10 protein-coding genes are annotated in these 14,973 nt (G+C 51.7%); 1 reads left to right on the top strand and 9 read right to left on the bottom strand.

The features are described 5' to 3' along the window. Positions 1–102: 102 nt before the first annotated feature. The 9 genes from mltF to LG288_RS02395 all read right to left on the bottom strand — a co-directional run bounded on the left by mltF (position 103) and on the right by LG288_RS02395 (position 13,346). Positions 103–1,467 carry a membrane-bound lytic murein transglycosylase MltF gene (mltF, locus tag LG288_RS02435; protein WP_404401685.1) on the bottom strand — a complete coding sequence of 455 codons (1,365 nt, stop codon included), beginning with the start codon at positions 1,465–1,467 and terminating at the stop codon, positions 103–105. A gap of 61 nt (positions 1,468–1,528) precedes the next feature. Continuing rightward, positions 1,529–3,151, bottom strand: a complete 1,623-nt coding sequence (locus LG288_RS02430; protein WP_404401683.1) for an EAL domain-containing protein — start codon at positions 3,149–3,151, stop codon at positions 1,529–1,531. Further along, the gene (locus LG288_RS02425; protein ID WP_404401681.1) at positions 3,129–4,733 is read right to left on the bottom strand and encodes a PAS domain-containing methyl-accepting chemotaxis protein; all 1,605 of its coding nucleotides are present in this window, start codon (positions 4,731–4,733) and stop codon (positions 3,129–3,131) included. The genes LG288_RS02430 and LG288_RS02425 overlap by 23 nt, the downstream gene beginning before the upstream one ends. 168 nt (positions 4,734–4,901) lie before the next feature. Continuing rightward, positions 4,902–6,200 (bottom strand): amidohydrolase, encoded by a 1,299-nt coding sequence (locus tag LG288_RS02420; RefSeq protein WP_404401679.1) that lies wholly within the window; start codon positions 6,198–6,200, stop codon positions 4,902–4,904. Positions 6,201–6,322: 122 nt separating this feature from the next. Next, positions 6,323–6,790, bottom strand: a complete 468-nt coding sequence (gene tadA, locus LG288_RS02415) for a tRNA adenosine(34) deaminase TadA (protein ID WP_404401677.1) — start codon at positions 6,788–6,790, stop codon at positions 6,323–6,325. Between the two features lie 7 nt (positions 6,791–6,797). Next, positions 6,798–8,138: a HipA domain-containing protein gene (locus LG288_RS02410; RefSeq protein WP_404401675.1), complete on the bottom strand. Its 1,341-nt coding sequence runs from the start codon at positions 8,136–8,138 to the stop codon at positions 6,798–6,800. Next, positions 8,122–8,406 (bottom strand): helix-turn-helix domain-containing protein, encoded by a 285-nt coding sequence (locus LG288_RS02405; RefSeq protein WP_404401673.1) that lies wholly within the window; start codon positions 8,404–8,406, stop codon positions 8,122–8,124. The genes LG288_RS02410 and LG288_RS02405 overlap by 17 nt, the downstream gene beginning before the upstream one ends. A 148-nt stretch (positions 8,407–8,554) precedes the next feature. Further along, positions 8,555–9,964, bottom strand: coding sequence for a Na+/H+ antiporter NhaC family protein (locus tag LG288_RS02400; RefSeq protein WP_404401671.1), 1,410 nt, complete (start codon positions 9,962–9,964; stop codon positions 8,555–8,557). A gap of 163 nt (positions 9,965–10,127) precedes the next feature. Continuing rightward, positions 10,128–13,346, bottom strand: a complete 3,219-nt coding sequence (locus LG288_RS02395) for a carboxypeptidase regulatory-like domain-containing protein (RefSeq protein WP_404401669.1) — start codon at positions 13,344–13,346, stop codon at positions 10,128–10,130. A gap of 389 nt (positions 13,347–13,735) precedes the next feature. Between LG288_RS02395 and LG288_RS02390 the strand changes: the two genes are divergently transcribed. Next, on the top strand, positions 13,736–14,920 hold the full coding sequence (locus tag LG288_RS02390) for an endonuclease/exonuclease/phosphatase family protein (protein ID WP_404401667.1): 1,185 nt from the start codon (positions 13,736–13,738) through the stop codon (positions 14,918–14,920). Positions 14,921–14,973 lie beyond the last annotated feature (53 nt).

The raw sequence follows: 14,973 nt of genomic DNA, 5'->3' as shown, positions 1-14,973 counted from the left end.
AGCGGGCTCCTGATTGATGTACTGAATTGCATTGTGCCGCAGCTTGCCGGCATGGCGCAAGTATAAGATCGTTAAAGGCTAAAGTCGCGTCAGGGACGCGGCCTACAAACGGCCCTGCTCGTCCAGCCATTTTAAGGTATCGTAAAAACGCCGGATATTACCGACATAAGTAACCGGCTCGTTGCCGCGGGCAAAACCGTAGCGTGTCTGACGATAAAACTGCTTTTGTCGCAGTAGCGGCAGACGCTGCTTAACATCCAGCCAGCGATCGGGGTTGCCGCCCTGGCGTTCGGTTAACACCCGCGCGTCTTCCAGGTGACCAAAACCAATATTATAGGCGGCCAGTGCAAACCAGGTGCGGTCGGGATCGGGTATCCGCGCCGGTATCTTACGCAGCATACGCTCCAGGTAGCGGGCGCCGCCGCGGATCGACTGTTCCGGATCCAGCCGACTGGTTACCCCCATGGCTTTTGCCGTCGGCAGGGTCAGCATCATCATACCGCGAACTCCGGTTGGCGAGCGGGCGCGCGGATTCCACAGGGATTCCTGATAAGCAATAGCGGCTAACAGACGCCAGTCAAGGGGTCCTGCGTACTCCTGAAACCAGTCGCGGTAGCGCGGCAGCTGATCTTCGACGGCCTGAATAAATAAGCTGGTGGTGACATAATTAAACTGTTTTACATGGCCAAAATGCTGTTCTTTAATGTAGGCCAGCTGACCATTCGTGCGGATATCGCCGAAAAACTCCACCACCGCCGTATACAAGGTATCATCCTGACTTTGCTGCAGCGCCCAGCCCACCTGCTGCCGCTGCTTAACCGTAAAAGCGATGCTCAAGTCCGGATAAGCCCGGCGCTGGACTTCCAGCTGATTACTGTCGGCAATGGTGTAATCAATTTCTTCGCTGACCACCATGCGCATTAATTCGACCGCATCGTGATCGCGGGTAGCGCGCCAGCGCAGGGTCGGGATACTCTCGCCCAGGCTTTGCAGATACTGATGATGCGAACTGCCTTCAACCACCACAATTTCACCGTCGGTGACCTGTTGCAGATCCCGGGGCCGCGAACGTGACCCTTGCTTAAATACCAGCTTCTGACTGATCACATCGTACGCCGGGCTAAACCGGTATAACGCGTCACGGGTCGCGGTGCGATCCAGTCCGGCGGCAATCAGGTCAATCTGCCCCCGCCGCAACAAAATGAACAGGTCGTTGACATCAAACCGCGGCACCATCTCCAGGCGCACGTCCAGCCGCTGGGCAAATTCGTTAGCCAGCTCAAACTCAAAACCCTGCTCCTGGTCGTGATCAAAATAATAACTGGTGGGGTTTAGCAGGGTACCTACCCGCAACACCTGCCGCTCCTGCACCACACTCAGGTGATCCGGGCGTTGCTGGGGGCTGCAGCTGGCTAACAGAGACAGGGCAAAAACAACAAAGGCAAAGCGCACAAGCAGGTTCGGCATACCGCTCTCTTGGTTAATTCGATAGCGCCATTCTACGTGGGCCTTTTTTGAAAGCCAAGCATTAAGCAAGTTCGGGTTGATGCACAAAAAAGCCCTGCAGATAATCCACCTTTAAGCTAAGCAGTCGCTCGAAGATGTCTCTATCACTGACAAACTCGGCAATGGTTTTGATCTTTAGGTTATGGGCCATCTGCACAATGCTCTGGGTAACCAGGAAACTTTGCGGGTTATCAACGATGGAGCTGATAATGGAGCCGTCGATTTTAATGTACTCCGGCTGCAGTTTAACCAGATAAACAAAGTTAGAGTAGCCGCTGCCAAAGTCGTCGATGGCAATCGCTGCCCCTAAGCGCCGCACCCGCTGAATAAAGGCGCTGACCCGCTGAAAGTCGTTAATCGCTTCGGATTCGGTGATTTCAAAAATGATTTTTTCGCCGCCATGGCGTTGCAGCTGCTGTTCTATAAAATCGACGGTATCGCTGTCAAGAATGTCCTGAATACTGAGATTAACCGAAACACGACTTTTTCTGGCAGCCGCAAAATCCAGTGCGAAGCCAAGCATGGTACGGGTAAGCTGTGTGTAGTAGCGGGTTTTTTTCAAATCCTCAATAAATTCGCCGGGTGACACAATGCGGCCGTCTTTTAATTGCAGCCGCGCCAGCGCTTCGTATTTTTCAGTGACTAATGCGCCCGGCTCAGTGCCGCTACTGATCTTCTGAAAACAAGCCAGTACCCGCCTGTCGCGCAGTGCTTCTTTAATCTGCTCGAGCCAGTAAAAGGTATCATCACGACTGTTGCCGTCATTTTTTATCACCACCGAACGGCCATAAAATTTTTCTTTTGAATCGGCCACGGCACTTTCTGCATAAGCCAACGCGCGGGTCGCTGACACGCCGACCCCGACGGTTACCTGAATATCGCAGTCGATATCGCGGAACAGCATGTCGTAATGCTCCAGCTGGTATTTGAGCTGCTCAGCAGCCAGGCAAAACTGCTCTGGCGGGCAGGCCTGCAAAGGCCGGATGCCAAAACAGGCGCCACTTAGCCGGTAAGCCCGAACCGCCAGCGGCGGGGTCAGCCGGCTGAACAGCTGCGCCAGCTTTTTAATGTAACTGTCGCCGGCCTCAATACCCCAGTAATCGTTAAATAATTTAAAATTACGTAAATCAAAGACCGCTGCGCTGTCCAGCTGATATTTTTCTAAGTCCGCCAGCAGCGCCACCCGGTTCGGCAGTCCGGTTAACTGATCGGTGCGTTGTTCCCGCACTTTGGTCCTTGCCTTAATAATATCCGTGACATCGGTGCGGATGCTTAAGTACTGAGTGATATCGCCGGCGGCGTTGGTTATCGGCAGGATCACACTTTTTACGTAGTAGGCCTGGCCGTCTTTGCGGCGATTTTTTAACAGCCCGCGCCAGGGCTTATTGCTGCTGATGGTCCGCCAGAGGGAAGCAAATACCCGATCGGGTGTATCCGGGTGGCGGAGGATATTGTGGTTGTTACCCAGCAGCTCAGCCCGGGAATAGCCGCTGACCTTTTCGAACTGTTCGTTGACATAGGTGATCACGCCATTTTTATCGCTCAGCGAGATAATGGCGCTGTAATTTAAGGCATCCAACAGTGGTTGCACTACCTGGCTGACATCTGCCGCCAGGCCGTGTTCAGAGGCGGTTAGCGGTTTCATGACCGGTGCCCTGTTTTGATTCCCAAAAGTGCGTGGTTAATTTGTCCAGCTGGTTGGCTACTGCCACCGTCTGGTGGCTGACTTTGCGACTTGACTGTACCGCCTGCAGATTTTCATGTGTGTGCTCTTTGATGTCATTAAAGCTTTGCTCGGCACTGGCACAGGCCTGCTGCTGCTGCGATACCGCACTGACTACCCGATCAGTCATGCTGGAGATTTGCTTTATTGCAGTGACAATTTCTTCCAGTTGGTCGGCCGCTTCGTTACTGTGGCCGCCGCTTATCTGCGCCATCTGCTCGCCTTGCTGCATGGTGCTGACCGCCTGTTTGACTGAGTCCTGCAACTCGTCGATGACGTGCCGGATTTGCTCCGTTGATTGCTGAGTGCGGTTAGCCAGCGAGCGCACCTCATCGGCAACGACCGCAAAGCCACGGCCTGATTCACCGGCCCGGGCGGCTTCAATGGCGGCATTCAGTGCCAGCAGATTGGTTTGCTCGGCAATGGCTAAAATCACATCAAGGATTTTTTCGATATCCTGACTGCGCTGTGACACGGTACCTGCCACCGCCGCGGCTTTTTGAATTTGTTCCGTTAACTGGCCAATGGAGGAAGCCGTATCACTTATTAGTGTTTTACCTTTACTGACCTGCTGCTGACCCTGCTGCGAAGCTGTCTGAGTTTCCTGACTGCTGGCTGCAATTTCATCCACCCCCTGACTAATTTGCGTAACCGCGGTCGCAATTGATTCAATCTGCTGAGCTTGTTTCTTGGTACCGGTTTCTGACTGCATCACCGCACTACTTAAGCAGGAGGCACTGTCTGATAGATCTTCAGAGGTATCGTGAATGCGGCCAATGAGGGCTGAGTTTTCAGATTCTAATTTTTTAATTGCCAGCAATAAGGTGCCGGCATCGTTGTTCATGCCGGTATAAACATAGCGGGCCAGCTTATCGTCACTGATTTTACGGGCTTGACGGATGGCTTTTTGATAAGGCTGCCAGCTGATACCGGTGGCAGTCAGCGAGAAACCGAAAGCGAGGACCCAGGCGACGAGCTGCAACATCGGCGCGGCACCGAGCAGCGTTGCAAGCAAAGGTAGCAAATAAGGTAAGGTGGCACTGAACAGCAATTGATAGCGAGTGGCCAGTTTAGTGTTCCAGGCTGACAACGGTTTACCGTTATTAATTTTACGGTAGGCCTGAATCGCGCGCTGCACGAAATCTGGTCTGGCCTTGCGGCGTACCGACTGATATTCAGTCACTTTACCGTTGGTTTTTATCGGCGTTACATAAGCATCAACCCAGTAATAATCGCCGTTTTTACAACGATTTTTGACCATCCCCATCCAGGACTGCTGATTTTTTAAGTCCTGCCACATGCCTTTGAAGGCGGCGGCCGGCATGTCAGGATGGCGGACAATGTTGTGGCCATGACCCAGCAGCTCATCACGCTGGTAACCACTGATGTCGACAAAATCCTGATTAACATAGGTAATCTGCCCTTTTAGATTCGTGGTCGATAAAAGATTGGCACGCTCTGAAAAGGTCTGCTCTTTGTCCGTGACTGACTTATTTTGTCCCATAAAAAAACCTCAGCGCTTAGGGGAAGCCCGACAATGTCGGTAACACCCATATTAGATGAGGTTTTATGTTGTAAAAACGTTAAATGTTAACTAACGATGACAACTTTGATCTGCGTCAATTCGCCGCACCCGGGCGGCCAGGCCAAAGCTTTTTTGTTACGACATTGACTACATCGATTCCAGCGCCCAGTTTACGTATAAATCAACGCCGGTTCGCAGCGCATCTTCATCGGCATAAAAATACGGCGAGTGATTGGATGGCGCCTCGTCCATATCCTGGTCCGGTGGTGTCACACCAAGGAAAACGAACATCCCGGGTATTTCCAGAGCGTAGTACGAAAAGTCCTCAGCGCCGGTGACCAGCGGCACTTCTTTTACCTTGTCAGCACCGGCTATGGTTTTGGTAATCGGCAGCATTTCGTCCACCAACTCCGGATTGTTGACGGTTACCGGATAACCCAAATCAATCTCCACCTCGGCTTCTGCGCCGTTAGCGGCAGCCACATGCCTGGCGGTGTGCTCCAGTTGGTCATGAATATCCGCACGGATGTCCATATCAAAGTTACGGATGGTACCAATCAGCGTCACATCGTCAGGGATGATGTTGTTACGAACACCCCCTTCAACAATACCAAAAGACAGCACCGCCGGCGCTTTGGTGATGTTGGTCTGGCGACTGACAATGGTCTGTGCACTGTTGATAATCTGTGCTGAAGTGACGATGGGGTCTACCCCGTTCCAGGGTGTTGAACCATGGGTCTGACGGCCCTTAACCGTAATTTCAAAGCTGTCGGAGGATGCCATTAACGGGCCTTTACGGTAGCCAACATGGCCGGTCGGAAAGCCACCCCAGACATGGATGCCAAATACCCGCTCAGGGCTGTAGCCCGGGAATGCATCGCTGAACAGGCCTTCGGCCAGCATCAGCTCAGCGCCGCCTTCTTCATCCTCTGGCGCACCCTCTTCAGCCGGCTGAAAAATAAACAGCACATTGCCGTTAAGTTCATCTTTCATGTTCACCAGTTTTTCGGCGGCGCCCATCAGCATCGCCACATGGGTGTCGTGGCCACAGGCGTGCATAACGCCCACTTCGTTACCCCGGTAGGTTGCTTTTACCGTCGACTTAAAAGGTACATCCGTTTGTTCGGTAACCGGTAAGGCGTCCATGTCGGCGCGCAGGGCAATGGTCGGGCCATCGCCGTTTCCTTTTAACAGGGCAGCTACGCCGGTGTGGGCAATGCCGGTTTTAACTTCCAGCCCCAGTGATTTAAGGTGCTGGGTAATGTATTTGGCCGTTTCGTATTCACGGTTGCTCAGTTCCGGGTTGGCGTGTAAATGGCGGCGCCATTCAATAACTTTGCTTTCCAGATTATCGTCGATTACCGCAGGCGACTGCTGTGCCTGGGCTGTGGGCAGGCTGAGTGTGGTCGCTGCCGCCACCGCCATCGCTAACATCAATTTTTTCATGTTGTTCTCCGTAGGATGTTTCCTGACCATCTTATGTAGCTTGCCCCCCCGACGCAAGCAAGATGTTACAACGTAGCTTGCGTCCTGACGCAAGGAAAATCCTGACGCGACACACGGGCGACCTACCGGCGGGCGCGGAAAAACTGGCGTAAGATGTCGCCGCAGGCTTCGGCCAGAATGCCACCCTGCACATCGACTTTGTGGTTCATGGTCCGGTGGTTTAATACGTCTATTGCGGTACCCGTTGCCCCGGTGCGGGGATCGGTGGCACCAAACACCAGTCGCTTTACCCGTGCATGAGTAATCAGTCCCGCACACATCGCGCAGGGCTCGAGCGTCACATACAGGGTGGCATCGACCAGCCGGTAATTATTAATGGCCCGGCCGGCCGCCCGGATGGCCTGGGCTTCGGCGTGGGCCGAGGCATCGGATAGCGTAATAACCTGATTATAACCTTCGCCGATGATTTCACCGTTCAACACCAGCACGGCGCCGACCGGCACCTCACCGTTTTCAGCCGCCTGCGCCGCCAAATCCAGCGCCCGCAGCATGTAATAGTCGTCGTTGTTCACATCTTCTTTTTCAGTCATCTTTTGGTCACTCAAATGCGGTCTTTATTACAACATTAAATTCAGCAATTTGCGCTCTTAGCGCTTGATTGCGTTCAGCGACAAAATCCACCAGTTCCACTAGCTTTTGCTGCTCTGCTTCGTTCAGGGTTTCTGCCGCAAGCTCAAGCGTTCCGCAGTGGTTGTCGACAAGCCCGGTCAGCCGATTGATACGGCGTTTTAAATAATCAAAATTTATACCCAGTTCGTCCGCCATCGACAGCAGATCGTAGGCGGTCAGCTGGTCCTGATTAAAGTTATCACCAATGGCCATCGCCAGACTGGTGTCCAGTGAGTCATTCTGCAGTGCTTCAAAACCCACCGATACCATGTCATAAAAAGGTGTTAGTCGCGGCCCTTCCTTGCCGTAGTAAAAACTAACGTTCTTACCATGGGCATCGCTGTTGCCAATAATTATATTAAAAAGAACCCAGTCAATAAGTTGCTGCCGAGCCAATGCCGGTACGCTCGTTATGGCTAAAAACTGATACAGCTTTTTAATCGATACCCCGTCGCGGATGGCCGCCACATCACGACCACTACCAAAGTTTTGCTCATATTTATAATCCGGCGACATATTCAGCGCCTGACAGCCATCAATAACATGCCGCTTAGCCACTTTATGCTCGGTAACCTGACGGTCAAAGCGTTTCACTAATAATGCTGGGTATACACCGAAATGCTGGATTTCAACCTCCGCGGTCGGCAGGCCCACTGCTCTCGCCAGCCGCATACAATAATATTCATTCAACACGATTGAGGGATACTGCTCTGACGCAAACTTTAAAATGTGCGTACTGGCGTATTGTCCGTCAGCCAAATAAAGCGATCCGTCCGCGCGGCATAATACGTTGAGTTTGTTCTGCACACCGGCCAGCGATAACCGATACTTGTCGTCCCAAACTGCCAACGACCGATTGTGCCGCAGTCGTTCTATAATTTCATACTGATTGACTTGCCGTAGTGCGCTCTCTGATTGTTGTTGCACCTGCTCCTGGGCAAACGTTAACGCACCCGCCGTGTCCGCACCAATTGTCGCCAATATGCCGTAGAGGTTATTTTTTGACAGATGCTCGGTAGCCAGTAAAGTTTCAAAGGCACCACCTTCTGGAAATAAATTACGGATGAAGTTGGTTGTCGCTAGCGCCCGACAAGGCTGGTCAAACGGTAAGTGCGGTGACAGCGAAAAACCCTGCTGTTGCCAGCTTTGGTCGTAGTGCAACTGACAAGTGCCGGGTTTCTGAAAGATAACGTCGCCAACGCGTTGTGCGCCAGCCCAAACCGTCAGCCGTGGCTGGTTAACAGGTTTGCTATCAATACCAGCCATCATTTCGACCCGCTGGTGATTCTTGTTGTTCGTTAATAAAAAGCTTGATGCCAAGCCCTTCGAGCACTTTGAACACGGTCTCGATACGCACATTTGGCAAGCCTTTTTCAACGTTATTGTAGGCTTGTTTAGAAAGCCCACAAAGGCTTGCAGCGTCTTCCAGTGTCATACCAAGGCTCGCTCTTTTATAGCGCACATAGTTTGCTATCTGCGACACGGAGAGCGGCTGATTAAGATCCGGTTTGGTTGGAATGATAATTCGCTTTGCCATTTTAAATCCTAGGTTAAAAGGATTATTTAACGAGATAGCTCGATTTTTAAATAAATCCTAGTTAGCTAGGATATTAGGAGGCAGGGCCTCTTTTGTCAATTTAATCCTGGGGTTGTGGGATCAGAGTAGCTTGCGTCAAAGACGCAAGCTACAGCATGGCTCCGGTAATGGCGTAAGCTATGGTGGCACCGGCACCGGCCAACAATGCATAGGGCAGCTGCGTCCAGACGTGATCGATATGTTCAGTGCCGCTGGCCATGGAGGCAATGATGGTGGTATCGGATATCGGCGAGGCGTGGTCACCAAAAATGCCACCGGAAATCGCTGCGGCAATAAACGGCGCCGCCGGCAGCCCCAGGCTCATGGCAATGGGTATGGCCAGCGGCAGCATAATGGCAAAGGTACCCCAGCTGGACCCAATAGAAAATCCGGTAATGGCCGCCAGCACAAAAATAAGTGGTAACAGCATCCAGATACTGACTGAGCCATCTAACGCAGCCGCTAAAAACTCCCCTGTACCCAGCTCTCGGGTTAACCCGCCCAGGGTAATGGATAACCACAGGATCACCGCCAGCGGCAGAATATTCCAGGCCCCCTGCAGCGCATATTGAATGACTTTAGCCGCCCCGGCAGACCCGGTTGCAAGGGTACCGATAACTGCCAGGCCCAGCGCAGTGTAAATGGCAATAAAGACACTTAAGGTGCCGTCACCCTCAACCAGTACACCGTTACCGGTAACCAGCAGCATCAGCGGCACCATTACAATCAGTGACACTAAGCTGGCCAGCACCACCCAGGTACCTGAGCTTAACTTACTCTGATCCGGCTGCGGACCGGGCTTATTGGCGCCGTTATTGTCTGCGACTCGACTTGGCTCTGTGTTTGGGACAGCATTGCGCTCAAAGGTTTTCATCGGGCCAATATTCCAGTCAAACCAGGCGACCAGAAGCGCTAACAACACTGCAAAAATGGCGTAAAAATTAAACGCCAGCGACTGAATAAACACCCATAAGGGTTGCTGCACGCCCTGGTCGGCAATCAGGGTTAAATTAAATGCGCCCCAGGCATTCAGCGGGATTAAAATGCAGATAGCGGCACAGGTGGAGTCAACAATATACGCCAGCTTTTCGCGCGAAATGCCCAGCCGGTCATATACCGGCCGCGATGTGGTGCCGGATATCATGATGGTGACGTTGGATTCGATAAACACCACGACACCCAGCACCCAGGTCATCATCCGCGCCTGGCGTTTGGATTCGACCCATTGCTTTTGCTCGAGTTTGTTAACGAACTGACGAAAGGTACCGCCTTTTTCCAGCACACCAAATAACGCACCGATGCCTAAGGTAAAAAACCACACCAGCATGTTGCCGGGGTCGACCAGGGTAGTACCACTACTGAGCAAAACACCCTGCCCCGTAGCACTGGGCGAAGGCCAGAATAACAACAGATTGGCAAGAATAATGCCGCCAATCAGCGCCAGCAAAACTTTACGGGTGATGATGGCAAAAACGATCGCCAGTAATGAGGGCAGTAGGCTGGTCCAGCTAAGTTCCATGGGTGTGTTCTGCGTTTTTTACAAATGACCGCAGATTAGCTGACTTTATCAGGGGAGTCTATAGCGCCGGCCGCCGACCGCGTGTTTAGCGCCAGAGAATTAGCGCAAAAAAAAGCCTGGTCCGGACTTAACTCCGAACCAGGCTTTTCATCGATTGGATGCCTTAAAACTTGTAGCTTACACCCAGTTTGATTTGCCAGGTTGATTCACTTGCCCGGTAGCTGGTCGGTGCGAAGTCATCGAAACCACCAAATACTGGCGAGTAAACGTACTGAGTTGTTTCCGGGTCAATCGCCCAGTCAACCATGGTCTGAGTAGTATCTGCGAACGGAATAATGTGTTTTTGTGCGCTTTCTTCATCAATCAGCGCTAACACGTTTTTCACGTCAATGTAGAAACTACCGCGGTGGTCGTTTAACAACCCTGGGATTTCCTGCTCGTAGCGGAAGTCAATGTTGGTATTCCACGGACCACGGCTGCCGTTACGCGGCGTGTACCCACCGGCATATCCGTCAACACCAGCTGCTTCGGCCAGTTCCATGAAGCTTTCATAGGTCATGCCGCCTTCGTAGCGAACTGCCGGGTCGTTAGGACCACTCGGAATGTACGCCAGGTACTGGTCAGAGTCGTCAAACGATGTTTGGTCACCCAACCACTGGTCTCTGAAAGAACTTAAAGCCCAGCTGTAAGGACGCCCTGACACACGCTCGTAGAACAGGTTGAATTTAGACTGATAACCGTCAAAGAACTCGGTTTTGTATTGTGCCGTCAGCACAAAGCGGTGTTCAATCTCATATCCGGCCGTTGCTGGTTGCGGGTTTTGACGATCCAACACAGTGACGTACTGGTAGTTCGACTCAGCACGTGATGAACCACCGTTAACCGCTTCTTCGATGTCCTGATTAGTGTAGCTGGCATTAAAGCTCAGGCCGTTATTCCAGGCTTTACCGATGCTACCGGTAAAGATGTTACTTTCACCGCCGTAGCCGTTGGTCAACATGATGTCGTAACGGTTTACGCCGTTAAAGTCACCCGGAGCTGATGGCGTAAAGTTATCCAGCGGATCATCGACTGCGTAAATGATACGGCCACCGTCCGGAGTAGTAACTACGTTGCCGTCTTCATCCAATAATGGTGTACGGCCTAAGTCAACCCACTGAACGTCTGACTGCTTACGTGTGCGAATAAATTCAACACTGGCAAACCAGTCTTTACCCAGCATACCCAGGTCGCCGCTGTAGTCCAGCGCTAAGCTGTAACGCCATTCGTTTGGCAGCTCAAAGTTCGGGTCAATTGGTGTAGTGTTACCGTCACCTGCCTGCAGGGTATTTTGAACCGCTTCAGGAACTGACGTGATATCAACGTTTTCCAGATATACTGATGGATCCAGCTGACGCAGGTCAGAGTTGACTATGGTCACGCCGTCATTTGAATAAGCGTTGGCGATCCAGACATTAGGACGACCACCTGCGTAACGACCAAAGCCACCACGTAAGCGATAATTGTCGTTCAGATCCCACTTAAAGCCTGCGCGTGGCAACAAGATGCTTTCGCCATCCAGGTTTTCAGTGTTCGGGAAGCCGTAACGCGCTTCAAAGTTCTCGTTATAGGTTGGAGTGTCATCAGCAGACTGTCTTTCGTAACGCAAACCGGCGGTCACTTCAAGATTCCAGGTTGGCGTCCAGGTATCTTCGATGTAGATGGCGGTGCCACCATTAGTGAACGATGCTGCACCGTCTGAGGACACATTGGTGTAGGCATTACGGTAGCGGAAATCTGACGCCGTACGGTTGCGGAAGTCTTCGATTGAGTCGAATTCCCAGATGCCGCGCGAGTCATTAACGAACAGGTTAAATACGTCGATTTCTTCCCATTCAAAACCAAAACCGATGGCATGGTCGCCGGTCAGGTATTCACCGTTAAACTGAATTTCGGTGGTGGTGTTGTTCAGCTCGTTAGCATGACGGTAACGGTCAGGACCCAGTTCAACAAAACCGTCAGAGGTTTGCACTGTCACGTCGCCAAAACCCAGACCCAGCAGTGGTGCCTGTGCGGTTTCAACATCTTTGTAAGAGATCTTAACGTCAGTTGCTAAGTTAGCATTCCAGTTTGAAAACACCTGCAACGCATAAGCGCTCATATCTTCGCTTTTATCGTACCAGCCACTGGATAAGGTAATGGCGTCACGACCACCGGTATTGTTATTGGTGTTGTTACTTTCTGCTGTCTGATAAGTCAACGATGCGCGATGCTCATTGCTGATGTTCCAGTCCAGTTTCAGCAGGAATTTCTCGTCTTCTTCTTCTGGACGTGCGTCCCAGACACCCGGTTCAACGCCGTAGACGTTACGGGCCACTTCAGATACTTCGTCGATTTCTGCTTCGGTCACACTGGCAACCTGGTTAGCTGCCGCGCCGACCGGACCGCGGGCGATACCTTTTGGCTCTTCGTAGGTTTCGTACGAAGCGAAGAAGAACAATTTATCTTTAATGATTGGGCCGCCCAGTGCACCACCCCAGGTTTTCTCTGTAAAATCCAGCTCTGGTGCTGTAGCGTCTTCATCATAACGGTTAGCTTCCGGGTCACCGGCCAGGCTGTCGCTAGCGTATTCGTAGAACAGTTCGCCTTCGAATTCGTTGGTACCGGACTTAGTAACGGCGTTTATTTTCGCGCCACTAAAACCACCATTTTTGGCAGAGAAAGGAACAACGTCGATTGACAGTTCCTGGATAGCTGACAATGAAATCGGCGAGCGCTGCGTTGGGTAACCGTTGCCATTAAGTCCGAAGTCATCGTTCTGACCGATGCCATCAACAGTGATTGAGTTGTAGCGAGGGTTGGAACCGGCTACCGTTAGTGATGAATCTTCATCAGACAAGCTTACAGCCAGCGGGTTCTGGCGAAGGATGCTTTTTAAATCACGGTTAAATGCAGGCATTGATTCGATGTTTTCTTCACCGAAAGAACTTGAAGAGCCGGTATTTAAGCTCGCCATGTTAATGGCCTGGCCGGTGACTTCAAGGCGTTCCATCGTCTCACCTTCAAGCTGAGCCTGCAGACGGTAGGTATCACCTAACTTGATAAAGATGTCAGAGTAGACAGCGTCGCGGTAAGTGTCGGAGTCCAGCACGACCCGGTAAGGTCCGCCTACACGCAAACCGTTAGCAATAAAGTTGCCGTTCTCATCAGTGGACACCCGCACTGTTGATCCAGACGGCATGTGTTCAATAATGATATCAGTAGAAGTCGCCGGGTTACCCTGAGGACCTACAACCGAACCACGCATAGCAGACGCTGTATCCTGCGCTAAAACAGGTGCAGACAGAGTCGCACTAATTGCCGCTGCCAGTGCAGCACGTTTAAATTGGCTTGAAAAACGCATATCTTTTTCCTTTACAGAGGGTGGAAGCCATTTGATGAAGAATTTATACAAAAGAAGTGTGACAATTTGATGAACATGTAGCGCAGAAGGGAACTTTTTTCGATCAGGAAATAATCTGTATTGGAGTTATTTGCTGACCGATGCCAGGCACCACGGCATAGCTGCTGATTGGCAACAGGAAAGCTGATGACCAAACACGCGGCGCGTGGGTTTGAACAAGTGGATGTTCTGATTAAGCTGGCTGATTTCATTGCGCTCTGGATTACACTTTTGGAACATTTGTGTTTCAGATATGTGACATATTTTAGTCAATTAACTCGCGCTTGCCTAGCACCTTATGAACCATTATTGTAAAAAACTGTCATAGCGGTTCCTCAACAGGCGTAATCATGGGCTTTATGCGTTCTTTTATTTTTTTTATTGTTGTATTTTTTATGCTTTCTAATGCTTCTTTTGCGACCGATCGCGTCCGTATTGCGACATTTAATGTCAGTATGGATGCCAGTAATTATGTCGAATATGAACAGTTACCCAAGGTGACTGAGTCGCCGGTGCCGGAAAAACTGGCGCAGGGACATGAGCAAATTGCCGGCATTGCCGAAATTCTGCAGCGTGTGCGGCCGGATATTGTGCTGTTAAATGAGTTTGATTATGTCGACCGGCAACGGGGCATTGAGGTTTTTTTAAAGGACTTTTTGGGTCAGTCACAAAACGGCCTGGCACCCATTGATTACCCTCATGTTTACATGGCGCCGGTAAATACCGGTGTTCCGTCGCCCTTTGATCTTAACCGCGATGGCGAAGCGACGGGCCGCGGCAATGACGCCTGGGGCTTTGGCTGGTATCCGGGCCAGTACGGTATGGTGATTTTGTCGCGCTATCCGTTATTAGCAGAACAGGCCCGCACCTTTCAGCATTTTTTGTGGCAGGACATGCCCGGCCACCATGTGCCCAAAGTACCGGCTGAAAACGGTGAGCTAACGGACGAGCCTTGGTACTCCGATGAGGTGATGGCGCAGTTTCCGCTAAGCTCGAAGTCACACTGGGACGTGCCGGTGAAGATTGGTGATAAAACCATCCATCTGCTGGCCACCCACCCCACACCACCGGGTTTTGATGGTCCGGAAAACCGTAACGGGATGAAGAATTTTGACGAAATCCGTTTGTTTCGGGATTACCTAACGCCGGGCCTGGACAATTATTTGTACGACGATAATGGCGTGCGCGGAGGCTTGGCCGGGGATGCTTCGTTTGTGGTGTTGGGAGATTTAAATGCCGGCCCGGATCGTGGCGGTGTTGAAGGTGCCATTGAGCAACTGCTGGAGCACCCGCGGGTTAATGATGTCAAACCAATGAGTCAGGGCGCTGTGCAGCATAGTCCGGAGCAGGATGATGCGAAGTATCATACTGCTGCCTGGCGTAACCGGGTCGACTATGTGCTACCCTCCGACGATTTGATTGTTAAGGATGCCGGCGTGTTCTGGCCAACTGAAGGCGAGCCAGGCTACCGATTAATGGCCAAGCGCGGCGCCTCCTCAGATCACCGTCTGGTGTGGATCGATATCCAATTGTAGGTCGCGTCCTGACGCGACTTTGGATCTTGCGTCAGGATGTAGGTCGCGTCCTG

The organism is Idiomarina seosinensis, from assembly GCF_044797955.1.
GTDB classification, from domain to species: Bacteria; Pseudomonadota; Gammaproteobacteria; order Enterobacterales; family Alteromonadaceae; genus Idiomarina; species Idiomarina seosinensis_A.
The sequence above is the reverse complement of the archived record's forward strand: the minus strand, read 5'-3'. Positions and strand labels throughout refer to the sequence as shown.

Bases quoted from the DNA above. Each gene is read 5' to 3' on its own strand.
- mltF (WP_404401685.1), bottom strand. From the start codon at position 1,467: ATGCCGAACCTGCTTGTGCGCTTTGCCTTTGTTGTTTTTGCCCTGTCT.
- LG288_RS02430 (WP_404401683.1), bottom strand. From the start codon at position 3,151: ATGAAACCGCTAACCGCCTCTGAACACGGCCTGGCGGCAGATGTCAGC.
- LG288_RS02425 (WP_404401681.1), bottom strand. From the start codon at position 4,733: ATGGGACAAAATAAGTCAGTCACGGACAAAGAGCAGACCTTTTCAGAG.
- LG288_RS02420 (WP_404401679.1), bottom strand. From the start codon at position 6,200: ATGAAAAAATTGATGTTAGCGATGGCGGTGGCGGCAGCGACCACACTC.
- tadA (WP_404401677.1), bottom strand. From the start codon at position 6,790: ATGACTGAAAAAGAAGATGTGAACAACGACGACTATTACATGCTGCGG.
- LG288_RS02410 (WP_404401675.1), bottom strand. From the start codon at position 8,138: ATGATGGCTGGTATTGATAGCAAACCTGTTAACCAGCCACGGCTGACG.
- LG288_RS02405 (WP_404401673.1), bottom strand. From the start codon at position 8,406: ATGGCAAAGCGAATTATCATTCCAACCAAACCGGATCTTAATCAGCCG.
- LG288_RS02400 (WP_404401671.1), bottom strand. From the start codon at position 9,964: ATGGAACTTAGCTGGACCAGCCTACTGCCCTCATTACTGGCGATCGTT.
- LG288_RS02395 (WP_404401669.1), bottom strand. From the start codon at position 13,346: ATGCGTTTTTCAAGCCAATTTAAACGTGCTGCACTGGCAGCGGCAATT.
- LG288_RS02390 (WP_404401667.1), top strand. From the start codon at position 13,736: ATGGGCTTTATGCGTTCTTTTATTTTTTTTATTGTTGTATTTTTTATG.